Annotated in this window: 29 protein-coding genes; 16 read left to right on the forward strand and 13 right to left on the reverse strand. The window is 65.3% G+C overall.

Annotated features, from left to right (window positions below):
* The first annotated feature begins 124 nt into the window (after positions 1–124).
* Genes flhF through motD form a run of 5 tightly spaced genes read left to right on the forward strand, consistent with a single transcriptional unit; the run spans position 125 to position 4,620 of the window.
* Positions 125–1,561, forward strand: coding sequence for a flagellar biosynthesis GTPase FlhF (gene flhF, locus ACJRPG_RS03000; protein WP_407998556.1), 1,437 nt, complete (start codon positions 125–127; stop codon positions 1,559–1,561).
* On the forward strand, positions 1,554–2,378 hold the full coding sequence (locus ACJRPG_RS03005; protein WP_407998557.1) for a MinD/ParA family ATP-binding protein: 825 nt from the start codon (positions 1,554–1,556) through the stop codon (positions 2,376–2,378). The genes flhF and ACJRPG_RS03005 overlap by 8 nt, the downstream gene beginning before the upstream one ends.
* Before the next feature lie 16 nt (positions 2,379–2,394).
* Positions 2,395–3,126 (forward strand): RNA polymerase sigma factor FliA, encoded by a 732-nt coding sequence (locus tag ACJRPG_RS03010; RefSeq protein WP_407998558.1) that lies wholly within the window; start codon positions 2,395–2,397, stop codon positions 3,124–3,126.
* Entirely contained in the window at positions 3,108–3,857 is a 750-nt protein-coding gene (locus tag ACJRPG_RS03015; protein ID WP_407998559.1) for a flagellar motor protein, read from the forward strand. Before ACJRPG_RS03010 ends, ACJRPG_RS03015 begins: the two co-directional genes overlap by 19 nt.
* A 1-nt stretch (position 3,858) precedes the next feature.
* Positions 3,859–4,620 (forward strand): flagellar motor protein MotD, encoded by a 762-nt coding sequence (gene motD / locus ACJRPG_RS03020; RefSeq protein ID WP_407998560.1) that lies wholly within the window; start codon positions 3,859–3,861, stop codon positions 4,618–4,620.
* Between the two features lie 69 nt (positions 4,621–4,689).
* Here the strand turns inward: motD and ACJRPG_RS03025 are convergent, their stop codons facing one another.
* The 3 genes from ACJRPG_RS03025 to flgA form a co-directional block, all read right to left on the reverse strand.
* A complete protein-coding gene (locus tag ACJRPG_RS03025) occupies positions 4,690–5,151 on the reverse strand; it encodes a flagellar protein FlgN (protein WP_407998561.1) in 462 nt (153 codons plus the stop codon).
* 7 nt (positions 5,152–5,158) lie between these two features.
* Positions 5,159–5,482: a flagellar biosynthesis anti-sigma factor FlgM gene (gene flgM, locus ACJRPG_RS03030; RefSeq protein WP_407998562.1), complete on the reverse strand. Its 324-nt coding sequence runs from the start codon at positions 5,480–5,482 to the stop codon at positions 5,159–5,161.
* Positions 5,483–5,573: 91 nt separating this feature from the next.
* Positions 5,574–6,257 carry a flagellar basal body P-ring formation chaperone FlgA gene (gene flgA / locus ACJRPG_RS03035; protein ID WP_407998563.1) on the reverse strand — a complete coding sequence of 228 codons (684 nt, stop codon included), beginning with the start codon at positions 6,255–6,257 and terminating at the stop codon, positions 5,574–5,576.
* Between the two features lie 163 nt (positions 6,258–6,420).
* On the opposite strand from flgA, the gene flgB reads away from it, so the two are divergent.
* The 11 genes from flgB to flgL all read left to right on the forward strand — a co-directional run bounded on the left by flgB (position 6,421) and on the right by flgL (position 17,235).
* Positions 6,421–6,837: a flagellar basal body rod protein FlgB gene (gene flgB, locus ACJRPG_RS03040; protein WP_407998564.1), complete on the forward strand. Its 417-nt coding sequence runs from the start codon at positions 6,421–6,423 to the stop codon at positions 6,835–6,837.
* A gap of 2 nt (positions 6,838–6,839) precedes the next feature.
* Positions 6,840–7,244 carry a flagellar basal body rod protein FlgC gene (gene flgC, locus ACJRPG_RS03045; RefSeq protein WP_407998565.1) on the forward strand — a complete coding sequence of 135 codons (405 nt, stop codon included), beginning with the start codon at positions 6,840–6,842 and terminating at the stop codon, positions 7,242–7,244.
* A gap of 2 nt (positions 7,245–7,246) precedes the next feature.
* A complete protein-coding gene (locus ACJRPG_RS03050; RefSeq protein WP_407998566.1) occupies positions 7,247–7,936 on the forward strand; it encodes a flagellar hook assembly protein FlgD in 690 nt (229 codons plus the stop codon).
* A 30-nt stretch (positions 7,937–7,966) separates the two neighbouring features.
* On the forward strand, positions 7,967–9,523 hold the full coding sequence (locus ACJRPG_RS03055; RefSeq protein ID WP_407998567.1) for a flagellar hook protein FlgE: 1,557 nt from the start codon (positions 7,967–7,969) through the stop codon (positions 9,521–9,523).
* A gap of 20 nt (positions 9,524–9,543) precedes the next feature.
* Positions 9,544–10,287 carry a flagellar basal-body rod protein FlgF gene (flgF, locus tag ACJRPG_RS03060; protein ID WP_407998568.1) on the forward strand — a complete coding sequence of 248 codons (744 nt, stop codon included), beginning with the start codon at positions 9,544–9,546 and terminating at the stop codon, positions 10,285–10,287.
* 62 nt (positions 10,288–10,349) lie between these two features.
* On the forward strand, positions 10,350–11,132 hold the full coding sequence (flgG, locus tag ACJRPG_RS03065) for a flagellar basal-body rod protein FlgG (protein ID WP_407998569.1): 783 nt from the start codon (positions 10,350–10,352) through the stop codon (positions 11,130–11,132).
* 11 nt (positions 11,133–11,143) lie between these two features.
* Positions 11,144–11,830 (forward strand): flagellar basal body L-ring protein FlgH, encoded by a 687-nt coding sequence (locus ACJRPG_RS03070; protein WP_407998570.1) that lies wholly within the window; start codon positions 11,144–11,146, stop codon positions 11,828–11,830.
* A 2-nt stretch (positions 11,831–11,832) separates the two neighbouring features.
* On the forward strand, positions 11,833–12,951 hold the full coding sequence (locus ACJRPG_RS03075) for a flagellar basal body P-ring protein FlgI (protein ID WP_407998571.1): 1,119 nt from the start codon (positions 11,833–11,835) through the stop codon (positions 12,949–12,951).
* 9 nt (positions 12,952–12,960) lie between these two features.
* Positions 12,961–13,914, forward strand: coding sequence for a flagellar assembly peptidoglycan hydrolase FlgJ (flgJ, locus tag ACJRPG_RS03080; protein ID WP_407998572.1), 954 nt, complete (start codon positions 12,961–12,963; stop codon positions 13,912–13,914).
* Between the two features lie 81 nt (positions 13,915–13,995).
* Positions 13,996–15,969, forward strand: coding sequence for a flagellar hook-associated protein FlgK (gene flgK, locus ACJRPG_RS03085; protein WP_407998573.1), 1,974 nt, complete (start codon positions 13,996–13,998; stop codon positions 15,967–15,969).
* Positions 15,970–15,990: 21 nt separating this feature from the next.
* Complete coding sequence (gene flgL, locus ACJRPG_RS03090; protein WP_407998574.1) at positions 15,991–17,235, forward strand: flagellar hook-associated protein FlgL; 1,245 nt, start codon at positions 15,991–15,993, stop codon at positions 17,233–17,235.
* Here flgL and fliR read toward each other — a convergent pair.
* The 10 genes from fliR to fliI form a co-directional block, all read right to left on the reverse strand.
* Positions 17,232–18,074: a flagellar biosynthetic protein FliR gene (gene fliR, locus ACJRPG_RS03095; protein ID WP_407998575.1), complete on the reverse strand. Its 843-nt coding sequence runs from the start codon at positions 18,072–18,074 to the stop codon at positions 17,232–17,234. The two genes, flgL and fliR, sit on opposite strands and share 4 nt — an antisense overlap.
* 5 nt (positions 18,075–18,079) lie before the next feature.
* Positions 18,080–18,349, reverse strand: coding sequence for a flagellar biosynthesis protein FliQ (fliQ, locus tag ACJRPG_RS03100; RefSeq protein ID WP_407998576.1), 270 nt, complete (start codon positions 18,347–18,349; stop codon positions 18,080–18,082).
* A 12-nt stretch (positions 18,350–18,361) separates the two neighbouring features.
* Positions 18,362–19,111 carry a flagellar type III secretion system pore protein FliP gene (gene fliP, locus ACJRPG_RS03105; RefSeq protein WP_407998577.1) on the reverse strand — a complete coding sequence of 250 codons (750 nt, stop codon included), beginning with the start codon at positions 19,109–19,111 and terminating at the stop codon, positions 18,362–18,364.
* Entirely contained in the window at positions 19,101–19,712 is a 612-nt protein-coding gene (gene fliO, locus ACJRPG_RS03110) for a flagellar biosynthetic protein FliO (protein ID WP_407998578.1), read from the reverse strand. The genes fliP and fliO overlap by 11 nt, the downstream gene beginning before the upstream one ends.
* Positions 19,709–20,137: a flagellar motor switch protein FliN gene (gene fliN / locus ACJRPG_RS03115; RefSeq protein ID WP_407998579.1), complete on the reverse strand. Its 429-nt coding sequence runs from the start codon at positions 20,135–20,137 to the stop codon at positions 19,709–19,711. The genes fliO and fliN overlap by 4 nt, the downstream gene beginning before the upstream one ends.
* Before the next feature lie 12 nt (positions 20,138–20,149).
* Positions 20,150–21,148, reverse strand: coding sequence for a flagellar motor switch protein FliM (fliM, locus tag ACJRPG_RS03120; RefSeq protein ID WP_407998580.1), 999 nt, complete (start codon positions 21,146–21,148; stop codon positions 20,150–20,152).
* Between the two features lie 6 nt (positions 21,149–21,154).
* A complete protein-coding gene (gene fliL, locus ACJRPG_RS03125) occupies positions 21,155–21,670 on the reverse strand; it encodes a flagellar basal body-associated protein FliL (protein WP_407998581.1) in 516 nt (171 codons plus the stop codon).
* A 124-nt stretch (positions 21,671–21,794) separates the two neighbouring features.
* Complete coding sequence (locus ACJRPG_RS03130; protein ID WP_407998582.1) at positions 21,795–23,309, reverse strand: flagellar hook-length control protein FliK; 1,515 nt, start codon at positions 23,307–23,309, stop codon at positions 21,795–21,797.
* Between the two features lie 28 nt (positions 23,310–23,337).
* Positions 23,338–23,778 carry a flagellar export protein FliJ gene (gene fliJ / locus ACJRPG_RS03135; protein WP_407998583.1) on the reverse strand — a complete coding sequence of 147 codons (441 nt, stop codon included), beginning with the start codon at positions 23,776–23,778 and terminating at the stop codon, positions 23,338–23,340.
* Between the two features lie 32 nt (positions 23,779–23,810).
* Positions 23,811–25,217: a flagellar protein export ATPase FliI gene (fliI, locus tag ACJRPG_RS03140; RefSeq protein ID WP_407998584.1), complete on the reverse strand. Its 1,407-nt coding sequence runs from the start codon at positions 25,215–25,217 to the stop codon at positions 23,811–23,813.
* Between the last annotated feature and the right edge of the window lies 1 nt (position 25,218).

Consider the following 25,218-nt stretch of genomic DNA (forward strand, 5'->3'; position numbering starts at 1 on the left):
CGGCGAAAGGGCCAATGGGGAAAAGCAGGGGGTTTACCGGCCTGTTCCTTAGATGATTTCTCCTGTGCATCGTCAATAATTTCACCATCAGAGTGAAACCGCGTCCAGAACAGGAGCAGCAGCAATGAACGTCAAAAAATTTACCGCGCCCACGTCGCGTGAGGCGCTGCGCAAAGTGCGCGAAGCCCTCGGCCCGGATGCGGTGATCTTGTCGAACCGTCCAATGGATGGCGTGGTGGAAATCCTCGCGCTGGCCAATGACGATGCTGCGTCGCTGGCCAGCCCGGCCGCCGACTCGCCCATGGCCGCACCGCAGCCGCAGCTGGACCTGGACGACACCCCGGTGGCGGCGTCCGCCACCCGCGCCAGCATCACCCAGGCCTATGACGAAGCGATGGCCGCGCGCCTGAATGCGCCGCTGAATATCCCGCAACTGGCCCCGCTGCCGCGTCCGGCCCCGGCCGCGCCGGCCCGCGCCGTGGCCCCGGCCCGTCCCGCCGCGCCGCGCGTGGCCACCCCGGTGCCGCCCGCAATGGACATGGACCGCATCTCGGCCATGGTGACGGAAGCCGTGAACGCCGCCAAGGTCAATGCCGCTGCCGAAATGAGCACCATGATGAGCGAGCTGCGCGCCATGCGCGGCATGATGGAAAGCCAGCTGGCCGAGCTGTCCTGGGGTTCCACCCAGCAGCGCGAACCGAACAAGACCGCCGCGCTGCGCGAAATGCTGGCCGCCGGCTTCTCCGCCACCCTGTCGCGCTACCTGCTGGACAAGATGCCGCAGGGCCGCAGCGCCGCCGAAAGCCGCGACTGGATCCGCACCGTGCTGACCCGCAACCTGAGCGCCCTCGGCAACGAAGATGCGCTGCTGGAGCAGGGCGGCGTATTCGCCCTGGTCGGCCCCACCGGCGTCGGCAAGACCACCAGCACCGCCAAGCTGGCCGCGCGCTGCGTGATGCGCCACGGTCCGGAAAAGCTGGCCCTGATCACCACTGACGCCTACCGTATCGGCGCCCACGAACAGCTGCGCATCTACGGCAAGATCCTGGGCGTGATGGTGCACTCGGTGAAGGACGAAGCCGACCTGCGCATCGCCCTGAAGGAACTGAAGAACAAGCACACCGTGCTGATCGACACCGTCGGCGTGTCCCAGCGCGACCAGATGGTGACGGAGCAGGTGGCCATGCTGCAGGGCGCGGATGCCGACGTGCAGCGCATCCTGTGCCTGAACGCCACCGCCACCCAGGAAACCCTGAACGAAGTGGTGCGCGCCTACCAGGGCAGCGGCCTGGCCGGCTGCATCATGACCAAGCTGGACGAAGCCGCCTCCATCGGCAACGTGCTGGACGTGGTGATCCGCCAGAAGCTGCAGCTGTACTATGTGTCCAACGGCCAGCGCGTGCCGGAAGACCTGCACCTGGCCAAGCCGGCCGAGCTGATCGAGCGCGCCTTCAGCCTGAAGCAGGGCGCCGCCGCCACCCAATACGCCGATTCCGAACTGCCGCTGCTGATGGCAGCCGCAGGCAACGACGCCATGCTGCGCGAGGTTCACCTTGGCTAATTTTAATTTCGACCAGGCCGAAGGCCTGCGCCGGATGCTGGCCGGCCCACGGCCACGCATCGTCACCTTCCTCTCCGCCACCCCGCAGGACGACAAGGGTTCCATGCTGGTGAACCTGGGCGCCACGCTGGCCCGGGCCGGCAACGACGTGGTGCTGGTGGATGCCTGTGCCAGCGCGCACGGCGTCGCGTCCCGCCTCGGCGCGGACAATGGCGCCAGCCTGCTGAACGTGGCGCGCCAGCAGTGCGCGCTGAACGAAGTGATGTATGAAGTGCCGCAGGGCTTCAATGTGGTGTCCATGACGCGCGGCGAACTGCGCCACGGCCAGGAAGAGTGCCGCCGCCTGGCCAAGGCCTTCGATGCGCTGGCCAGCCAGGCCGGAATCGTGATCGTGGACGGCGAGTTCGATGGCGAAGCCTTCCCGGTGCCGGTGATGGCCAGCTCGGACATCGTGGTGCAGGTGTCGAACAGCGCCACTTCCATCAAGAATGCTTATATGATGATCAAGCGGCTGAGCCAGGAACTGGGCCGCCGTCCGTTCGGAATTGTTGTTACCGGGGCATCGGAGGCCGAAGCCCGTGTGGTTTACGATAATATGGCGCAAGCGGCAAGCCGCTACCTGGCCGTGAACCTGGTTTCCATGGGTTCCGTGCCGGCCGACGAGTATCTGCACCGCGCCGCGCGCCTGGGCCGCGCCGTAGTCGATGCTTTCCCGCTGGCCGGCGCTTCGGTAGCCTTCCGCCAACTGGCCGGGCGCCTGGCGCTGGCCGGCTCGCCGTCACATTTTGCAGGGAGTGGCAACCATTTTAGCGCCTGAGAAAAACTAGAACTTTATGTACACGGTCAAAGGGAAAGTGGACAAGGATTCCTTGCTGACGGAGCATATGCCGTTGGTCAAGCGCCTGGCCCACCACATGAAGGCCAAGCTGCCGCCCAGTGTGGAAGTGGATGACCTGGTACAAGCGGGGATGATCGGCCTGCTCGACGCCATCAACCGCTATGAAGAAACCCACGGCGCCCAGTTTGAAACCTATGCGGTGATGCGCATCCGCGGCGCCATGCTCGACGAGCTGCGCAGCAGCGACTGGATGCCGCGTTCCATGCGCCAGGACATGCGCAAGATCGAGAACGCCATGGCCCAGCTGCAGCAGCGCCTGGGCCGTCCGCCCAGCGAATCGGAAGTGGCCAAGTCGCTCAAGCTCTCGCTGTCCGACTACCAGGAAATGCTGTCCGAAGGCGGCGGCCACCAGCTGGTGTACTACGAAGATTTCCATACCGATGACGGCAACGACAGCTTCCTCGACCGCTATGCGCAGGACGACGAGGCCGACCCGCTGCGCGCGCTGCTGGACACCGACTTCCGCCAGGCCGTGATCGACGCCATCGACGCCTTGCCGCCGCGCGAGAAAATGCTGATGGGCCTGTACTACGAAGAAGAACTGAACCTCAAGGAAATCGGCGCCGTCATGGGCGTTTCCGAATCGCGGGTATCGCAGCTGCACACGCAGGCGGTGGCCCGTTTGCGTGCATCGTTAAGGGAGCAGGCGTGGACTGGGCCAGCTTAATCGGGCTGGCCATCGCGCTGGCCGGCCTGCTGGTGGGCCAGGCGCTGGAAGGCGGCAAGCTCGATTCCCTGGTCCAGCCGGCCGCCTTCGCCATCGTGGTGGTGGGCACCTTCGGCGCCGTCATGCTGCAGACCCGGCCCGCGACCCTGCGCCGCGGCGTGCGCATGCTGGCCTGGATCTTCCGTCCGCCGGCCGACACCCGCGCCGCGCTGGCGCGCGACATCGCGGCCTGGAACCAGACCGTGCGGCGCGAAGGCCCGCTGGCGCTGGAGCGCCATATGCACGACAGCAAGGACTACTTCACGGCCAAGGGCCTGCGCATGATCGTGGACGGCATCCAGCCGGACAAGATGCGCCAGCTGCTCGATACCGAAATCACCGCCTTCGAAACCTCGGAGCGCCAGGCCGTGCGCATGTGGGAATCGGCCGCCGGCTACTCGCCCACCATCGGCATCCTGGGCGCGGTGCTGGGCCTGATCCACGTGATGGAGAACCTGTCCGACCCGAGCAAGCTGGGGCCGGGCATTGCGGTGGCTTTCGTGTCCACGATCTACGGCGTGGGCCTGGCCAACCTGCTGTTCTACCCGATCGCCAACAAGCTCAAGAATATCGTCACCCAGCAGGTGCACCAGATGGATATTGCGGCCGCCGTGTTCCACGATATCTCCACCGGCGACCTGTCGCGCGTGATGGACGAACGCATCGCCACGCTGCTGCGGGAGCACCACTGAGATGGCCACCTATCGGCGCGCGCGCAGGAAGTTCGACGACGAGCCGGAGAACCATGAACGCTGGCTGATTTCCTATGCCGACTTCATCACGCTGCTGTTCGCCTTCTTCGTGGTGATGTATTCGATTTCTTCCGTCAATGTAGGCAAGTACCGCGTGTTTTCCGACGCGCTGGGCGATGCCTTCGGCGGCCAGGGCGCCGCGCGGCCGCCGAATACCGAAGTGCAGAACATTCCGATTCCCAACCCGGCGCTGAAGCGCCGCAACGAGGCCATGAAGCGCGAGAAGGCGCAGCTGACCAAGCTGGCGCAGGACCTGCTGTCCACCATGGCGCCGCTGGTCAAGGAGGGCAAGGTGCGCGTCACCCAGGACAGCCGCGGCGTGAGCGTGGAGATCAATGCCAGCGTGCTGTTCGATCCGGCCGATGCGCGGCTCACCGGCGAATCGCGCGAGGCGCTGCAGGCGGTGGCGGGTTTGCTGAAGGATGATCCGCATGCGGTGCAGGTGGAAGGGCATACGGACAACCAGCCGGTGCGCACCGCCTTTGCGTCGAACTGGGAGCTGTCGGCGGTGCGGGCGGCGACCGTGGTGCGCCTGTTCATCGATGCCGGCGTGGCGCCGCAGCGGCTGACGGCGGTAGGCCATGCGGCCAACAATCCCGTGGCGCCGAACGACACGCCGGAAAACCGCGCGCGCAACAGGCGCGTGGCGATCACCATCCTGTCGAAAATTCCCGACGTCGTCACCGAAATTCCAACCCGCTAGAAAATTGGGGACAGACCCGGATTATACGATTCGTATAATCCGGGTCTGTCCCCAATTTTTCCAAATTTTTTATCCGGCGATGAAGCCGCGGCGCGGGCCGGGGCCGCTGGTGTGGCCGCTGGGGCCGTAGACGGGCGCCGCCGCGGGACGCAGCGCCTGCAGCGCGCCTTGCGTATTGCCCAGCTGGCGGTTGATCAGCATGCCGTTCAGGCGGTTCAGTTCCTTGGCTTCGCGCGTCTGCGCCAGCAGCGCTTCCCACTGCGCGCTGTCCTCGGCGCTGCCGCAGGCGGCCAGCCAGGCTTCCATGCCGGCTTCTTCCGCATCGTAGCCGGCCGCCTTCAGCAGGCGGTGGCGCTGCGCAGCCAGCAAACTCATTTCATTGACCAGGGCCGTCTTGCGCGGCGTTACCTCGCTCAGGCTGTCAATGTCCGCTGCCACCAGATGCTGCTGCTCCTGCTCCAGTACGTCGACCAGTGCCGTAATCAGCGCCTGCTCGGAAGCCAGGCTGTTCATGGGGGAAGCGGTTTGCATGCTTTACCTATCGTTTGCGGGAGTGCAGCAGGTCCTTGACTGTTTCCAGCAGGCCGTCCGCCACTTTCTCCGAGTTGACCTGGAATTGGCCATCCGCGATCGCCAGCTTGATGCGTTCGACCTTTTTGGTGTCGAAGACCGCACCTGCGCCGGCCGTACCGCTGGCCGCCATCGCCTGCCCCTGTGGGGACAGGCGCACGCTGTCGGTACTTGCCTGGGTCTGCGCTGCCGTCGCCGCGGCCTTTTCGGCAGTGCGCGCACTGCTGGCCGTGTTGTTCGGCGCGGACGCTGGCAAGCCGTTCGTGCTCTTCAATGAATCGTTGATTTTCACAGCTGTTCCTCGTCTGGTTGGAGTACTTTACCCCGGTATACGAGTCTTATAACGGCAGGGGCGCTGGAAACTTTAGCGCGGCAGCCGGTTATCAGAACGCCACCTCGACCAGACCTCCTGCCTTGGCAATGCCGGATACCTGCTGGCCGGCGGCCGTGCGCACCTGCACTACCTGTCCTTCCGCCGCATTGCCGGTGGCCTTGCCTTCGGAAGAAATACTGAATCCGGCTCCGGCCGCCACCAGGCGCACCAGTTGTCCGTTCTGCACCACCTGCTTGCTGCGCAGATTGTCCAGCCGCAGCGGCATGCCGGCGGCCAGGGAAATATTGCTGCTGCGGCCGACGACCTGGGCCTTGTCGGTAACGATGCTCGAAGGCAAGGTTGTCAGGTCCGCCTGCAGGGTTACCAGCTGGCTTTCCTGGATGGGCTGGCCCTGGGCCAGCGGCACGCCGGCGGCAATATAGCTGCCCAATACCGAGACATTGGCCTGAATATATACCGTCCATGTGGACGGCGACGCACACCTGACGCCGACCGAGGTCTTGCCCCAGGCGCGGGCGCCCGGCATCAGGAAGGCCTCCGGCGCGGCGCAGGGCCCGAGGGCGGTGCGGCTGTCGATGGCGCCCACCGTGACCTTGACCTTGCCCGGCAGGCCGGCCGCCTGCACTTCCAGGAACTGTTCCACCGTCTGGCGCAGCTGGGCGGCATCGGTGCGGCCGTTGGCGAGCGCGGCGGAACTGAGCAGCAGGGCGGTAATCAGGATGGGCAGTTTCATGGCGCGGGCACGGAACAATAAGGAATGCTGCCATCTTAGCGGCGTCGCGGCCGGGCGAAGCCATGAATAAGGCGGAAAAGCGGGGCCTTATCGGCGGATCGTTTGCGCCATGCCCTCCGTATGATCGAGGCTGTCACTACCAGAAGATGCAAGTGGAGCCGCCATGTTAGGGAAACTCGACGATTTTTTGCGATTCAATGAAACCGCGCTGAGCCTGCGCTCGCAGCGGCAGACCGTGATCGCCTCGAATATCGCGAATGCGGATACGCCCGGCTACAAGGCGCGCGATATCGACTTCAGCGCCGCGCTGAGCTCGGCCATGAGCAATACCAATAAGGATCCGCTGAAAACCACGGCGGGCAAACATTACCCGGCCCCTCCGCAAGACGGCAAGAGGCTGCCCGACGGCACGCCGCTGCTGTACCGCGGCATCGTGCAGGGCTCGGTCGACGGCAATACCGTCGACATGGATGTGGAACGCAACCAGTTCGCCGACAACGCGCTGCGCTATGAAGCAGGCGTTACCCTGATCAATTCGCAGATCAAGGGCCTGCTGGCGGCAATTCAGGGAGGCCAGTAATCATGTCGCTGTTCAGTATTTTTAATGTTTCCGGTTCGGCCATGAGCGCCCAGGCCCAGCGCCTGAACGTGGTGGCCTCGAACCTGGCCAATGCCGATTCGGCCACCAGCGCCAACGGCACCGCCTACCGCGCCAAGCAGGTGGTGTTCGAGGCCACGCCGAGCGCGAACAATTCCTCCACCGGCGTCAAGGTGCAGCAGGTCATCGAAGACCCGTCGCCGCTGAAGCAGGTGTACGACCCGAAGAATCCGCTGGCTGACGAGAAGGGTTATGTGAGCATGCCCAATGTGAATGTGGTGGACGAGATGGTGAATATGCTGTCCGCCTCGCGCTCCTACCAGACCAATGTGGAAACCATGAATGCAGCCAAATCGCTGCTGCTGAAAACCCTCACCATCGGACAATAATTATGGCCGTCGCTACCAACAACAACGTCAACGGCCCGTCGCAGGCCCTGCTGAATGCCGTCAACCCGACCGGCCCCTCGACCAGCAGCCAGATTTCGGCGGAACAGGACAAGTTCATGACGCTGCTGATCACGCAACTGAAGAATCAGGACCCGCTGAACCCGCTGGACAATGCCCAGGTCACGAGCCAGCTGGCCCAGCTGAACACCGTGACCGGCATTAACAAGCTGAACGACACGCTGGAGTCGCTGAAGACCGATTACCAGGCCTCGGCCAATATCGCGGCCACCAACCTGATCGGCCACGGCGTGCTGGTGCCGGGCAATGGCCTGCAGGTCACGGAAGGCAAGGCCCTGCTCGGCATCGAACTGGCTTCGCATGCCGACGACGTGCAAATCGAGATCAAGAGCAAGGGCGGCACCGTGCTGCACACCATCAGCCTGCAGGATGTGGATGCCGGCACCGTGCCCCTGGTCTGGGACGGCAAGCTGAAGGACGGCACCACGGTGGCGGACGGTACTTACACCATCAGCGTCGAGGGCCTGGCCGGCGGCAAGTCGATGGGCGATGACCTGATTCGCGGCCTGACTTTCGGCACCGTGGCCAGCATGTCCACCGGCGCCGGCGGCGTCAAACTCAACGTTCCATCGGTCGGCCAGATCACGATGGACGACATCAAACAAGTTCTGTAATTTTCCAAGCCCACAGATAGGGGAAAAACCATGTTCCAACAAGGTCTCAGCGGCCTGAACGCCGCCACCAAATCGCTCGACGTCATCGGCAACAATATCGCCAACGCCAGCACCGTGGGCTTCAAGAGCTCCGAAGCCCAGTTTGCCGACCTGTATGCCAATTCGCTGAACGGCATCAGCGGCAACAATGCCGGTATCGGCGTCAGCGTCGCGCGCCTGGCCCAGCAGTTCACCCAGGGTAATATCGAGACCACCAACAACCCGCTGGATATCTCCATCAACGGCGGCGGCTTCTTCCGCACCGTGGTGGGCGGCGCCGTGCAGTACACCCGTAACGGCCAGTTCCTGCTGGACAAGACCGGCACCCTGGTCAATGCCCAGGGCGCGCAAGTGACCGGCTACCTGGCCAACAAGGACGGAGTGATCCTGTCCGGAGCGCCGGTGCCGATCAAGATCGACACGGCCGACCTGCCGCCGGTGCAGACCACCACCGCCAACTTCAAGCTGAACCTGAGCTCGAACGAGACCGTGCCGAAGACCATTCCCTTCGACGCCCAGGATCCGACCTCCTACAACAAGCAGACCGTGCTGCCGGTGTACGACTCGCTGGGCAATGAGCACGTGATGTCCATGTACTACGTGAAGACCGCCGGCGGCAGCTGGGATGTGTATGCCGGCAATGACGGCATCCAGATCGACGCCAAGGCCGTGATGCAGTCGGTGCTGAGCGATCCGGCCACGGTGGCGGCACGCGCCGCCTACCAGGCCGCCGTCACCGCTACGGCGCCGCCATCCACCCCGGCCGACATTGTCGCGGCCCAGCAGGTTTACTCGGCGGCGGCGGGCGCTGCCGTGACCGCGGCGGCAACGGCAGCCGGCGCCAACGCGGCCCAGCTGGCCCAGATCGCCCGTGTCTATGACTCGGTCGGCGGCACCGACGTGGGCGCCGTCGCCGGCAACAACCCGGACAAGATCGACGCCGCCCTGCAGGCCGCCGTCAACGTGCCGGCCACCAAGGTCGGCACTCTGGTCTTCGACAAGAACGGCGGCCTGGATGCCGCCGCGATGCTGGCGCTGACCCCATCGCAGAGCCTGCCCTTCACCATCAACCTGCCCATCTTCCCGGACAACGGCGCCCAGCTGACCTTGCCGGTTGCCGCCAACTTCGTCGGCACCACGCAATACGGCTCGGCCACCAGCGAGAAGGAATCGATCCAGGACGGCTACTCCTCCGGCAGCCTGACCCGCTTCGCGGCCGATGCGAACGGCGTGATCATCGGGCAGTACAGCAATGGCAAATCGCGTCCGCTGGCCCAGCTGGTGCTGGCCGACTTCGCCAGCGTGGACGGCCTGACGCCGCTGGGCAACAATGCCTGGGCCGAAAGCTCGGCCTCCGGCGTGCCCCAGGTGGGCGTGCCGGGCGAGGGCGGCATGGGTCTGCTGCGCTCGTCGTCGGTGGAAGCGTCCAACGTGGACCTGACCGAGCAGCTGGTCGATATGATCACCGCGCAGCGCGTCTACCAGGCCAATGCGCAGACCATCAAGACCGAGGACTCGGTGCTGCAGACCCTGGTCAACCTGCGTTAAACCTGATTCGGGTGTAAGCCATGGACAAGCTCATCTATACCGCCATGACTGGCGCCAGGCACATCCTGGACCAGCAGGCCTCCACCGCCAACAACCTGGCCAACGTCTCCACCACGGGCTTCCGCGCCCAGCTGGATTCGTTCCGGGCCGTGCCGGTGGTGTCGCAAGGCCTGCCGACGCGCAGCTTCGTGCTCGATTCGGTGGTGGGCACCGATTTTTCCAGCGGGGCCATCCAGACCACCGGGCGGCCCATGGATATCGCGCTGCGCGGCGAGGGCTTCATTGCGGTGCAGTCGTCCGACGGTTCCGAGGCCTACACCCGCAACGGCAGCCTGCAGGTCAGCCAGAACGGCCTGCTGCAGACCAGCTCCGGCCACACCCTGCAGGGCGAGAATGGCCCGATCGCCATTCCGCCCAATATGGAGATCTCGATCGGCGCCGACGGCACCGTGAGCAGCATCGACACCTCGCAGACCCAGCCCGGCCCGGCCAATGTGCTGGGGCGTATCAAGCTGGTCAATCCGGACACGGCCCAGCTGGGCCGCGGCCCGGACGGCCTGTTCCGCCTGAAATCGGGCCAGCCGGCCGATCCGGACGCCACCGTGCGCGTGGTGGACGGCGCGCTGGAGGGCTCCAACGTCAATCCGGTGGATGCCATGGTGGACATGATCGCCCTGGCGCGTTCCTTCGACACGCAAATGAGCCTGCTGAAGAATGCCGAGAATAACGCGGCGAAAGCCACCCAGATCCTCGCTTTGAATTGATAGGAGCCGCCGCATAATGCTTTCATGGAAAAGGGCTTTTTCGGCCCGACAGGAGAAAGCATATGATTCGTTCGCTCTGGATCGCCAAGACGGGCATGGAAGCCCAGCAGACGCAGATGGACACCGTGTCCAACAATCTGGCCAACGTCAGCACCAACGGCTTCAAGAAATCGCGCGCCGTCTTTGAAGACCTGCTGTACCAGAACGTGCGCCAGCCCGGCGCCGCGTCCTCCCAGCAGACCCAGCTGCCTTCCGGCATGCAGATCGGCACCGGCGTGCGCCCGGTCACGATCGAGCGCATCCACACCCAGGGCAATCCCCAGGCCACCGGCAACGACAAGGACATGATGGTCAACGGCAACGGTTTCTTTACCGTGCTGCTGCCCGACGGCACCACCGCCTACACGCGCGATGGTTCCTTCCAGCGCGACCAGAACGGCCAGATGGTGACGTCCACCGGCTATGTGCTGCAGCCGGCCATTACCATTCCGGCCAATGCGGAAAGCATCACCGTCGGCAAGGACGGCACCGTGTCGGTGAAGATCCCGGGCCAGGTGGCGCCCCAGCAGATCGGCAATATCCAGCTGGCCACCTTCATCAATCCCACCGGCCTCGAATCCAAGGGCGAGAACCTGTATGTGGAAACCGGCTCTTCCGGCGCCCCGCAGGAGAACACGCCGGGCACCAACGGCACCGGCGTGATCCTGCAGGGCTATGTGGAGACTTCCAACGTCAACGTGGTGGAGGAGATGGTGAACATGATCCAGACCCAGCGCGCCTACGAAATCAACAGCAAGGCCATCACCACCTCGGACCAGATGCTGCAGAAGCTGTCGCAGATGTGATAGAGACCGATATGAAAAAGACCACCTCCGCCCGCACCTGGCGCTATACCGGCTTCCTCTTCGTGGCCCTGGCCGTGACCGTTGCCCTGACCGGCTGCGCCAGCACGCCCAGCACCATCGTGGCCGGCCCCACCTCGGCCCGCCCGCTGGTGGTGGCGCAGCCGGCGCCGACCAATGGCGCGATCTACCAGGCAAGCAGCTTCCGCCCCGTGTTCGAAGACCGCCGTGCGCGCCAGGTCGGCGACGTGATCAATATCGCCATCACCGAGCGCACCACGGCCAACAAGACCGGCAGCAGCTCGGCCACCAAGTCGGGCGGCGTGAACTTCGGCGTGCCCGGCCCTCTGCAGAACAAGCTGGGCGCCAATATCGGCACCAGCACCGACAACAATTTCGCCGATTCGGACAACCAGGCCGCCAGCAATACCTTCACCGGCAATATCGGCGCCACCGTGGTGGAAGTGCTGCCGAACGGGAACCTGATCGTGGCCGGCGAAAAACAGATCGCCATGAACAAGGGGACGGAATTCATCCGCATCTCCGGCATGGTGAACCCGAACTCCATCGGCGCCAACAATACCGTGGCCTCGACCGCGATCGCCGATGCGCGCGTGGAATACCGCACCAATACCCATATGGACCGCGCGGAGCTGAGCTCGATGGCTTCGCGCTTCTTCCTCAGCCTGCTGCCATTCTGACCATGAAGACCTTCGCCGCTACCTGCAAGGTGCTGGGCCTGAGCCTGGCGCTGCTGCTCGCGCCCGCTGTGCATGCGGAGCGCATCAAGGACCTCGCCAGCATCGCCGGCGTGCGTGAAAACCAGCTGATGGGCTACGGCCTGGTGGTGGGCCTGGACGGCACCGGCGACCAGACCACGCAGACCCCGTTTACCGTGCAGAGCATCGCCTCCATGCTGCAGCAGATGGGCATCACGCTGCCGGCCGGCGTCAATATGCAGCTGAAGAACGTGGCCGCCGTGGTGGTCACGACCTCGCTGCCGGCCTTCGCCCAGCCGGGGCAGCAGCTCGATGTCACCGTGTCCTCGATGGGCAATGCCAAGAGCCTGCGCGGCGGCACCCTGCTGATGACGCCGCTGAAAGGCGCCGACGGCCAGGTGTACGGCATGGCCCAGGGCAACCTGGTGGTGGGCGGCGTGGGCGCGCAGGCGCCGGGCGGCGGTTCTTCGGTGCAGGTCAACCACCTGTCGGTGGGCCGCATCTCGAACGGCGCCACGGTGGAACGCGCGGTAGCGAGCGCAGTGGGCGAGGGCGGCAATATCCGCCTGGAACTGCATAGCGCCGATTTCGCCACCGCCAGCCGCGTGGTGCAGGCCATTAACGACAAATGGGGCAGCGGCATCGCCTATGCGCTGGACGGCCGCGTGATCCGCGTGCAGTCGCCCAACGGCAGCGACCAGCGCGTGGCCTTCCTCGGCGAACTGGAACAGCTGGACGTGCGGCCCTCCCTGCTGGCGGCCAAGGTCATCATGAACGCGCGCACCGGCTCGGTGGTGATGAACCAGGCGGTCACGCTGCAGGCCTGCGCCATCTCGCACGGCAACCTCACGGTGTCGGTCAACAGCGAGCCGCAGGTAAGCCAGCCCAACCCGCTGTCGCGCGGCCAGACCGTGATCACGCAGAACACCAATATCGACATCAAGAAGGACAACGGCAAGGTCATCATGCTGCAGGGCGGCGTGGCGCTGGCCGATGTGGTGAAGGCCCTGAACGCCATCGGCGCCACGCCGCAGGACCTGCTGGCCATCCTGCAGGCCATGAAGACCTCCGGCGCGCTGCGCGCGGAACTGGAAATCATTTAAGGCCGCGCCATGATCCGCCAGACCAGCACGCCGAACGACCTGAGCGCCAACCTTGCGATCGACAGCAAGGGCCTGGGCGACCTGCGCCGTTCGGCGCAGGCCAATTCGCCGGAAGCGCTGAAGACGGCGGCCCAGCAGTTCGAAGCCATGTTCGTCAACATGATGATGAAGAGCATGCGCGAGGCTTCGCCCGGCGAAGGCATGCTGGACAACCAGCAGACCAAGATGTTCACCACCATGCTGGACCAGCAGACCAGCCAGAATATCGCGAAGAAGGGCGTGGGCCTGGCCGACGTGCTGATCCGCCAGCTGTCGAAGACCAGCGGCGTGCAGGGGCCGGAGGCGGCACTCAGCAGCGGCATGGAGGCTGCCAGCGCCGCCCAGGACGACAGCACCGGCTTCACGCGCAGCCTGCTCGATGCGGCGCGCCTGCAGCGCTCCATCGATGCGGCCGGCGGCAACGGCGCCGTAACGGGCGCGGCGGCTGCGCCCAGCACCGCGCGCCTGCCCCATGTGCGCGCCTTCCAGGACAAGCTGGGCAGCCATGCCGAAGAGGCCAGCCGCGCCACCGGCATTCCGGCCAAATTCATGCTGGGCCAGGCCGCGCTGGAGAGCGGCTGGGGCCGCCGCGAGATCAAGGGCCGCGACGGCAGCACCAGCCACAACCTGTTCGGCATCAAGGCCGGCGGCGACTGGAAGGGCAAGGTGGTGGAGGCTGTGACCACCGAATACGTCAACGGCAAGGCGCAGCGCCGCGTGGAAAAATTCCGCGCCTACGATTCCTATGCCGACAGCTTCAAGGACTACGCCAAGCTCATCACCAACAACCCGCGCTACGAGAAAGTGCTGGCCAGCGGCGGCGACGCCACCAGCTTCGCGCGCGGGCTGCAGAAGGCGGGCTATGCCACCGATCCGAATTACGCAACGAAACTGGCCTCCATTATCAAGAAAACACTTGCATAGGGGCTCGCACAGTAGCCGGGCGGCATTTCAAGTTATGGCGGCTTGTGCCGTAAACTAGACCAAGCATGAAAGAATTGACCCATGAGTAATCTTCTCGCCATCGGAAAAAGCGGTTTGCTGGCGGCCCAGGCAGGCATCGCCACGGCAGGCCACAACATTACCAATGCGAGCGTGCCGGGCTTCAGCCGCCAGGGGATCGTCCAGTCCACGACGGCGCCGATTGCCGTGGGCGTGGGTTTTGTCGGCACCGGCACCGAAGTGGCGCAGATCAAGCGCTACTATGATGATTTTCTCAACAAGAGCCTGATGGGCGCGCAGGCGCGCCAGGCCCAGGTGGATACCTACTTCACGCAGATCAGCCAGATCGACAATATGCTGGCCGACACCACCCTCGGCATCTCGCCGGCGCTGCAGGACTTCTTCAAGGGCGTGCAGACCGCCAATTCCACCCCCTCGCTGCAGGCGGCGCGCGATTCCATGCTGTCCTCGGCCAACACGCTGGCGGCCCGCTTCCGGGAAGTGAGCGGCCGGCTGAGCGAGCTGCAGGAAGGACTCAACAGCAGCATCACGGCCACCGTCAACGAAGTCAATTCCTATTCGAAGGAAATCGCCAGCATCAACAAGCAGATCGCCGCGATGACGCTGGATCCGCTGAATCCGCCGAACGACCTGCTGGACCGGCGCGACCAGCTGATCCGCGAGCTGAACCAGCGCGTGCAGGTCACGGTGAAAGAGAGCGACAACAATATGCTGACGGTGTCCTTCGGCAGCGGCCAGCCGCTGGTGGTGGGCGGCAGCAGCGTGGACCTGGGCGTGGGCATTTCACCCACCGACCCCAACCGTGTAGTGGTGGGCTACCAGACTGCGGGCGGCGTTTCCGTCCTGTCCGACGGCACCTTCACCGGCGGCTCGCTGGGCGGCATGATGCAGTACCGCAGCGAAACGCTGGACCGTGTGCAGAATTCCATCGGCCAGCTGGCGGCCGGCCTGGCCACCAGCTTCAATGCCCAGCACCGCCTGGGCCAGGACCTGAACGGCGACCTGGGCGGCGATTTCTTCGAGCCGATGAAGGCCTATGTCGGCTACGACTCGCGCAATGCCAATGGCAGCACCACCGACATTTCGGCCACGATCACCGATGCCAGCAAGCTCACCACCATGGATTACGAGGTGAGCTACGACGGCGCGCAGTACGTGGTCAAGCGTACCGACGGCCAGGTCACGAATATCCCGGCGCCGCAGACCGACCCGGTGGAGATCGACGGCGTCACCATGATGTTCAACGGTACCTCCACCCCCGGCGACCGTTTCCTGATCCGCCCGACCTATATCGCCGCCTCCGAGATGAAGGTGGCGATCACCGATTACAAGAAGATCGCGCTGGCCGGGCCGATCGCCACCTCGGTACCGACCACCAATACCGGTAGCGGCACCATCAGCGCGGGCACGGTCAACCAGGATTACCTGCTGCCCGGCAATGCGCTGACGGCGCCGCTGACGCTGACCTTCCAGCAGGCCGATCCGGCCGATCCCGCGACCCGGACCCTGGACGGCCTGCCCGGCACGAGCGACTTTACGGTGACGAATCCGGATGGCACGACCACCAACTACCCGGCGGGTACCACCTCGATTGCCTATGTCGATGGCGCCACCATCAACTTCAATGGCATGTCGGTGACGATCAAGGGCACGCCGGCGGTGAACGATACCTTCACCATCGGCCCGAATACCGCGGGCGTGGGCGACGGCCGCAACGGCGTGCTGCTGGCCGGGCTGCAGACCAAGAATATCCTGAACGGCAATTCGGCTACCTTCCAGGGCAATTACGCCGGCACCGTCAACTATGTGGGCAACAAGACGCGCGAAGTGCAGATCAGCAGCGACGCCAGCGCCACCGCCGTGACCCAGGCCACGGCCGCGATGCAGACCGTATCGGGCGTGAACCTGGACGAGGAAGCGGCCAACCTGCTGCGCTACCAGCAGGCCTACCAGGCTGCCGGCAAGGTGATGCAGGTGGCCGGCGAACTGTTCGATACGCTGCTGTCGCTGCGCTGATTTTAAGAAAAGGACTTTGTTATGGGCATGCGAATCGCCACCAGCCAGATGTACGATACCGGCATCAGCCAGCTGAGCACGCTGCAGGCGAACCTGCTGAAAACGCAGATGCAGATTTCGACCGGGCGCCGGGTGCTGACGCCGGCGGATGATCCCGTGGCCTCGGCGCGCGCGCTGGAAGTGACGCAGTCCAAGGAACTGAACGACCAGTACAAGCTCAACCGCCAGACCGCCAACAGCTCCCTGTCCCAGGTCGACCTGGCGCTGGGCAGCGTGGGCGACTTGCTGGACGATGTGAAGGACACCATCCTGTATGCGGGCAATCCGGCCCTGAGCACTGCCAACCGCGAAGCGCTGGCGGTGGACCTGGAAGGCCGGCTGCAAGACCTGCTGGGCCTGGCCAATACGGCGGACGGCACGGGCGGCTACCTGTTCTCCGGCTACAAGACGAATACCCAGCCTTTTGCGGCGACCGCCACCGGCGCGAACTATTCCGGCGACCAGGGCATCCGCGAATTGCAGGTCGGGTCGGGACGCAAGCTGCCGATCAGCACTTCCGGCAGCGCCATCTTCGAGAACAACGTCACCGGCAACGGCACCTTCCTCACGCAGGCGGATCCCGGCAATATTACGCGCGGCGGCACCGGCATCATTTCCCCCGGCGCCGTGACCGATGCATCCCTGCTGACCGGCCACGACTACACGATCGATTTTTCGATGGTGGACCCGGGCGACGGCACCCCGTTCGTGCTGAGCTATGCGGTGACGGACGCCACGACCGGCACGGTGCTGACGACGCCGCCGCTGCCGTACAAGGCAGGCGAGCCGATTGCCTTCGACGGGGTGCAGTTCGATATCAAGGGCGTGCCGAAAGACGGCGATATCTTCACGGTGACGCCGAGCGAAAACCAGTCGATGTTCACCACCATCCGCAACGTCATTACGGCGCTGCGCGCAGCCAACAATACGCCGGAAGGGGCGGCAGGGCTGACCAACGCGCTCAGCATCGCCAACCAGAACGTGACCAATGCGCAGGACAATGCGCTGGCGGTGCGCGCCTCGGTGGGCGCGGGCCTGAAGGAACTGGAATACCTCGACAATTCCGGACTTGATATCAACCTGCAGTATGAAACGGAGATTTCGCGCCTGATCGAAATCGATCCCTACGAAGCGATCTCCCGCTTCACCCAGCAGCAGAGCAGCCTGGACGCGGCGCAGAAATCCTTCAAGGCCGCTTCCTCCCTCTCCCTCTTCAACTATATTTAACGCGTCATTCCCGCCTGCGCGGGAATGACCCCGGGCTTTGGCGCGTTGTCGCCCTGGCCCTGCAGCGCGCGCGGCAGGTGGCGCGCTTTTTCCGTGCCCTGGTGGAAGAGGTTGAGCAGCGGCGTGGTCAGGTAAGGCAGGCTGATCATCAGCACCAGGAAGCCCGCGCCCAGGGTGATGGGGAAGCCGATGCCGAACAGGTTCAGCTGCGGCGCCGCGCGCGTCAGGATGCCCAGGGCCACGTTCGTGATCAGCAGCGCCGCCACGATGGGCAGCGACAGCTGCAGCCCCGCCGAAAAGATCTTCGCGCCCCAGGTGGCCACGCTCCAGAAGCCGCCGCCGTGGAAGGTCTCGGCCGAGATCGGCATGGTGAGGAAACTCTCGGCCAGCGCTTCGAACAGCAGCAGGTGGGCATTGGCGGCCAGGAGCGCCAGCGTGGCGATCCACACCAGGAACTGGGAGATGGCCGAGGAGCGGCCCTGCGACATCGGGTCGAAGAAGCTGGCGAAGCCCAGGCCCATGGTGAGGCTGCTGATTTCGCCCGCCATCTCCACCGCCGCGAACACGATGCGCATCGCAAAGCCCATGGCCACGCCGGTGATCAGTTCCTTGGCCAGGATGATGAGGCCGGCCCAGGACATGGGATTGGCGGCCGGCACCGCCGGAATCGTGGGCGCAATCACCAGCGCCATCATCACGCCCAGGCTGAGCTTGACCGTGGCCGGAATGCGGCTGTTGCCGAACACGGGCGAGGCGGCCACCAGGCCCAGGATGCGGGTGAGCGGCCACAGCAGCCCGGCGATCCAGGCGTTGACGTCGGCGGCGGCGAGGTAGAGCACAGTGTTCAGCTGACCAGCTGCGGAATACCGGTCAGCACCTGGCGCATATAGTCGGTCATCACGGACAGCATCCACGGCCCGGCCACCACCAGCGCGACGAACACGCCCACCAGTTTCGGGATGAAGGACAGCGTCGATTCATTGATCTGGGTGGCGGCCTGGAAGATGGACACGATCAGGCCGATCACCAGGGCCACCAGCAGCAGCGGCGCCGCAATCAGCAGCGTAACTTCCATGGCCTGACGGCCCATGGTCATGACGGTTTCAGGGGACATGGTTCAGCCTCCTCAGTAGAAACTCTGGGACAGCGAGCCCAGCAGCAATTGCCAGCCATCGACCAGCACGAACAGCATCAGCTTGAAGGGCAGCGAGATCACGGCCGGCGACATCATCATCATGCCCATGGACATCAGCACCGAGGCCACCACCATGTCGATGATGAGGAAGGGAATGAAGATGGCAAAGCCGATCTGGAAGGCCGTCTTCAGTTCGCTGGTGATGAAGGCCGGGATCAGCACGCGCAGCGGCACGTCGTCCGGTCCCTGCAGCGCGGGCGTGCGCGAGATCTTCACGAACAGCGCCAGGTCGGCCTGGCGGGTCTGCTTCATCATGAAGGTCTTGAGCGGCGCCGCGCCCCGTTCCAGGGCCTGCGTCATATTGATCTCGTTGCGCTGCAGCGGCTGGTAGGCCTCGTTGTAGATGCGGTCGAAGACCGGGCCCATCACGAAGAAGGTGAGGAATAGGGCCAGGCCCACCATCACCTGGTTCGGCGGCGCGGTCTGCGTTCCGAGCGCCTGGCGCAGCAGCGACAGCACGATGATGATGCGGGTGAAGCCCGTCATCATCAGCAGCACCGCCGGCAGGAAGGTCAGCGCCGTCATGATGATCAGCGTCTGCAGCGACAGGCCGTAGTTGGTGCCGCCGCCCGGCGCCGGGGTGGTGGTGAAGGCCGGGATGGTCGGTTCGGCCGCCGCGATCAGCGGCAGGGCCAGGACCAGCAGCAGGGCCAGTCCTTTGCGGAGGCGCTTATTTGCCATTGCGCTTGTCGATCGTCTGTTTGAACCACTCGGCGAAATTGGCCGTGGGGACGGTGGTGGTGGCGTCCGGCCCTTCCGGCGTTTCCTGGCGCGGCATGGTGGACAGCGCGTTCATGCGGCCGGGCGAGGCGCCCACCACGATCCATTGCTCGCCGACCTCGATCACCAGGATGCGTTCGCGCGCGCCCACGCTGAGCGCGCCCACCAGTTTGACCGTGGTGCCGCCCGTGATATGGCGCGGGCCGAAGCGCTTCAGCAGCCAGGCCAGGCCGACCAGCAGGCCGAGCACGACGGCCAGTGCCAGCACGGTCTGCAGCAGGCTGCCGACGGCGGACGGCGCGGCGGCCGGCGTTACCGGACCGGCGGCGGGACGGGCGCCGGCCAGCGCGGCCTGCTGTTCCGGCGTGGGGGCGGCGGCGGCGGTGGTGCCTGGAGCCGTTGCAGCCTTGCCTGCCGCGGCGGGCGCCGTGGCAGGCGAGGCTGGGGTGGTGATGGCGGTGGCCGTGGCACTGTCTTTCTGGGCGGCCGCAGGCAGGGCGTAGAAACACAAACTGGCAGCCAAGGCTGCCAGCAGGGTAGAAACGGTACCGTTCTTCTTCATTTATTCAATTTTCGGATGCGTTCGGAAGGTGTGATGATATCAGTCAGGCGGATACCGAACTTGTCATTCACCACCACCACCTCGCCCTGGGCGATCAGGCAGCCGTTGACCAGCACGTCCATCGGTTCGCCGGCCAGGCCGTCCAGCTCGACCACCGAGCCCTGCGCCAGCTGCAGCAGGTTCTTGATGGCGATCTTGGTGCGGCCCAGTTCCACCGTCAGCTGGACCGGGATATCGAGGATGAAGTCGATGTCGTTATGGGTCTCGGTCTTGCTGGCGGTTTTGCCGAAGTCCTTGAATACGGCGGCGGTGGCGGCGGTGTCGGCCTGGGCCGCCATCGCTTCCGCTTCGGCCGAGGCCTGGGCGGCGAGGGCAGCGCCCCAATCGTCGTCGAGGCTGGTTTGATCGTCTTGGTTGTCAGACATGGTTCTCTCCTGTTACTTCGCGCCGGGGCCGCTGCCGAGATTGTCGGTATTGGCCAGCAGCTTCTCTACCTGCAGTGCATATTGTCCGTTCAGCACGCCGTACGTGCATTCCAGCACCGGCACACCGTCCACCGTGGCTTCGATGGTTTCCGGAATATTGAGGGGGATGATGTCGCCCACCCGCATGTTCAGGATCTCGTCGAAGCTGGCCTTGGCGGTACCGAGCCGGGCCACCAGTTCCACTTCCGCAATCTGGATCTGCTGCGTCATCAGGCGGATCCAGCGCTTGTCCACTTCCAGCGCCTCGCCCTGCAGCGAGGAGGTCAGCGCATCCCGGATCGGCTCGATCATCGAGTAGGGCATGCAGAAGTGGATTTGTCCCGACACCGAACCCAGTTCGACCGTGAAGGTCGAGGCCACCACCACCTCGTTCGGCGTGGCGATGTTGGCGAACTGGGTGTTCATCTCGGAACGGATGTATTCGAATTCGACCGGGAACACCGGCTCCCACGACTTGGTGTAGGCCTCGAACACGATATCGAGAATGCGCAGGATGATGCGCTGCTCGGTCTGCGTGAAATCGCGGCCCTCGACGCGGGTATGGAAACGGCCGTCGCCGCCGAACAGATTGTCCACCAGCAGGAACACCAGCCCCGGATCGAACACCATCAGCGCGGTGCCGCGCAGCGGTTTCATGTGGATCAGGTTCAGGTTGGTCGGCACCACCAGATTGCGGATGAACTCGCTGTACTTCGACACCCGCACCGAGCCGACCGACACTTCCGCGCTGCGGCGCAGGAAGTTGAACAGGCCGACGCGCAGCAGGCGGGCAAAACGTTCGTTGATAATCTCCAGGGTCGGCATCCGGCCGCGAACGATACGTTCCTGCGTCGCCAGATTGTAGGTCCGTACTCCCGCAACTTCCTCAGGCGCGACGGCGTCGTCCTGATCGCCGTTGACGCCCTTGAGGAGGGCATCAACTTCTTCCTGGGAGAGAAAATTATCAGCCATGACTCTTTACTGAATGATGAAGGAGGTAAACAGCACTTCGCTCACATCCTGCTCCGGATCGCCTTCCGTGAACGGCTGCTTCACCGCCTGCATGATTTCCGTGCTCAGCTGCTGCTTGCCTTCCGGCGTATTGATTTCCGACGCATGCTTGCTCGACAGCAGCAGCAGGATGCGGCTGCGCACTTTCGGCATATTGTTCTTGATCAGTTCCACCTGCTCCAGGCCGCCCACCTGCAGCGTGAAGGTCAGCTGCAGGTACTGCTCGCCGTCTTCCGGCTGCAGGTTGACGGTGAACGGCTCTACCGCCACATACACGGGCGGACCGGATTCCTTTTTCTTCTCGGCTTCCGTGCTTTCCGCATGGTCGCCCTTCTTCAGGAAATACCAGGCCGCGCCGCCGCCGCCGAGGGCGAGCACGAGCACGCCTGCGGTGATCATGATCAGCAGTTTTTTCTTCGAGCCGGCGGGAGGCGGGGACGCCTCGACTTTGACCTCGGCTTTTGCTTTTGGATTCGCTTTCATTCTGGCCTTGCGGAAGGTTTGGCTGTTCTCGCCATTATGTCATTATCGGCACAAGCCGGGCTGACGGATACGCCGAATAGAGGGCATAACAATGCCCATCTCCAATCTTTCAACTTTGGAAAGCCTAGGCAAACGTGTCGACCGCGCCCAGCACGCTGCGCCTTACCACCGGTGCCGGCTCGGCGGGCGCGTCCACCGCGATCCGGCTGCTGCCGAAGCGGGCGCCGCCATTGCTGCGCTGGGCTGCGGCCTCGGCAAAGGCCTGCTGCTGGTCGCTCATGCCGGAGGAAACGGTGGCGTTGCCAAGCTGGATGCCGGCTTCGTTCATGGTTTCTTTCAATTTTGGCAAGGCATTTTCCAGGGCCTGGCGCACCTCGGCATCGGCCGAGGAGAAAGCCACGCTGGTGGCGTCGTTCGAGACGTTCAGCACCACCTGCAGCGGGCCCAGGTCGGGCGGATTCAGGGTCAGCGAGGCGCTCTGGTCGCCGCCGGCCACCATCCACACCACTTTCTGGCCCAGCTGCTGGTCCCAGGCATTGCTGCCGACGCGGGCCTGCAGCTGGTTCGAAGCGGCGGCGTTGGCGGCCTGCGCGGCCTGTGCCAGCTGCTGCGCGGCCTGCGGCGCCACCGGCTGGGGGGCAGGGGCGGCGTCCGGCAGGGGCGCCGGGGCGGCTTCGGCCTTGACTTCGGTGCTCGCCGCACGGGCATCCGGCACGGCCAGTTTGGCGAGGTCGGCTGTCGCAGCCTGCGCGCCGGCCTTGTCGGCGGCGCCATGGCGTTCAGCCACGGCGGCAAAGTTTCCGGCGGCCGCTTCGGGGCCGGCAGGCGCCGCGCCGGCGCTGGCGGCCGCCGGCTTGGCTGCGCCCAGCGCGGCATCGACGGCGGCACGTTCGCCGGCCGTGGCGGCAGCCAGGGCGGTGCCGGCAGCGGTGTTGCCGCCTGCCTTGGCGGCAGTGCCGCCGGCGTTGCCGCCAATGGCGATGGCGGCGTCGCCTTCGGTGGCGGGAGCCGCGGCCGGTGCGGCTGCGGCCCTGGCGGCGGCTTCGGCGGCCGCTGCTGCCGCGGCCGCGCTGGCCGCCGCAGCGGCGGCGCTGTCGGCGCCGGACTGGTTGTAGGCGGCGACCATGGCCAGCATGTCGGCCATCGGGTCCACGGCCGTGGTATCGGGTTCGGTGCCTGCGGCAGCCTGGCCGGCGGCTGCGCTGCCGGTGTCGGCGCTTGCCGCCGCGCTGTCCGCCGCCGTTTCGGCCGTTGCGGCATCGGCTGCCGTGGCGTCCTGCCCAGTACCGGCGGCGTCCGTCTTCGGGGCGGGGCTTGCATCATGGCTGCCTTCGGCGGCCTTCGCGCCGGCATTGGCCTCCTGGGCTTTCGCCTGCTGCTGGCGGGCGGCGGCCTGGGCCGCCGCTTGTGCATTCTGGGCCGGCGGCGCCGGGGCAGCGGCCGGCTTGGCGGCGGGGCGCTGGGCCGCAGCCTGCGCCGGGGCAGGCTGCGGGCGGGCCGGCGGCGTGGAAACGGGCTGCGCTTCTATCTGGCGCGCCAGCGCATTCTTGAACTGCAGGTCATCCTGCGCGTTCGCCTCATTGCGGGCGGGCTGGGTGGACGGGCCGATCGGCGAGTTCTGGATAGACTGGGTTTGCATGCTGTGCACAGTTCAGGTGTAGGGGCGCTCAGCGCTTGTAGAAAGCCTGGCGGGCCGCGTGTTCGTCCATCGCTTTCTGGTCGCGCTTGGCTTCCAGTTTCTGCAGCTTGGCTTCCTCGCGGTCCAGCAGTGTCGAATACGACATGCGCTTGCGCTCGGCGGTTTGCCAGTTGGTCTTTTCCAGCTCGCCACGCTTCTGCGTGTGGCGCAGCACTTCCTGCTGGCCCTTGATTGCGCTGTCCAGCTTCTCCATGAAGGACTGGAAATTGCGGTAGGCCATCGGGGTAATGCCAGCCTGCTGGGAGGCTTCAAACTTGCGGCCATACTCGTCGCGGTAGCCGATGAGCATGTTCAGCTTCTCTTCCGCATCGTTGACGGCCTTCAGGGCCGCGCCCAGGCGCTTGGCTGCGTCGTCGGTTTCCCGGCGTGCCAGATCGATCAGGGTTTCAAGTTGCGTAGTCGAGGCCATGGCTCATTATAGGGAAGGGCGGCGGCGCGCAATCAGTCGAATAGCGAGGATAATTGCCCCAAACTCTCGCCCATGTTCACTTGTTCGGTAATCTGCTGTTGCAGGAATTGCTCGATTTCGGTGTGCAGATTGATGGCCTCGTCCAGCACCGGGTCGCTGCCCGGCGAATAGGCGCCCACGGCAATCAGGTCGCGGCTGCGTTCGTAGCGCGAGAACAGCTGCTTCAGGCGGCGCGCCTTGTTCTGGTGCTCGTGCGAGGTAATCGAATGCATGGCGCGGCTGATCGACTGTTCGATGTCGATGGCCGGATAGTGGCCGGCCTCGGCCAGGCGCCGGTTCAGCACGATGTGCCCGTCGAGGATGGCGCGCGCGGAGTCGGCAATCGGGTCCTGCTGGTCGTCGCCCTCGGTCAGCACGGTGTAGAAGGCGGTGATCGAGCCGCCGCCCAGCTCGCCATTCCCGGCCCGTTCCACCAGCACCGGCAGCTTGGCGAATACGGAAGGCGGATAGCCCTTGGTGGCGGGCGGTTCGCCGATGGCCAGCGCGATCTCGCGCTGCGCCATGGCGTAGCGGGTCAGCGAGTCCATGATCAGCAGCACATTCAGGCCCTTGTCGCGGAAGTGCTCGGCAATCGCGGTGGAGTAGGCGGCGCCCTGCATGCGCATCAGCGGCGGCGTGTCGGCCGGCGCGGCCACCACGACGGAGCGGCGCAGTCCTTCCTCGCCCAGGATCTGCTCGATGAATTCCTTGACCTCGCGGCCGCGCTCGCCGATCAGGCCGACCACGATGATATCGGCCTCGGTATAGCGCGCCATCATGCCCAGCAGCACCGACTTGCCGACGCCGGAGCCGGCGAACAGGCCCATGCGCTGGCCGCGGCCCACGGTCAGCATCGCGTTGATGCAGCGCACGCCCACGTCCAGCGTTTCCACGATGGGGGCGCGGCCCAGCGGGTTGGCGGGGCGCACGTTGATGGGAGCGCTATCGCTGGTATGGATCGGGCCCAGGCCGTCCAGCGGGCGGCCGGCGCCGTCGACCACGCGGCCCAGCAGCTCGCGGCCCACGGGCAGCTGGCGCGCGCGGTCGCTGTTGCGGCGGCGCGGATGGATGGCCGTGCCCAGTTTCGGAATCGGCTGCTCGACCGGGAACACGCGGGTGCCCGGCACAATGCCTTCCACGTCGCTTTGCGGCATCAGGAACAGGCGCTCGCCTTCGAAGCCCACCACTTCCGCCTCCACCCGGCCGCCGCTCGGCAGCGGCACGGTGCAGGCGGCGCCCACGGCCAGGCGCAGGCCCACGGCTTCCATCACCAGGCCCGCCACGCGGGTAACGCGGCCGGACACCTGCAGCGGCTCCACGAAGTCGAGCAGGGTGCGGCAGTCGCCCAGGTAGCTGCGCCAGCGGCCGGCGTGCAGTTGGGGTCCCTGTGGGGCGTCCATG

The organism is Pseudoduganella rhizocola (assembly GCF_045984285.3).
Lineage (GTDB): Bacteria > Pseudomonadota > Gammaproteobacteria > Burkholderiales > Burkholderiaceae_D > Rugamonas.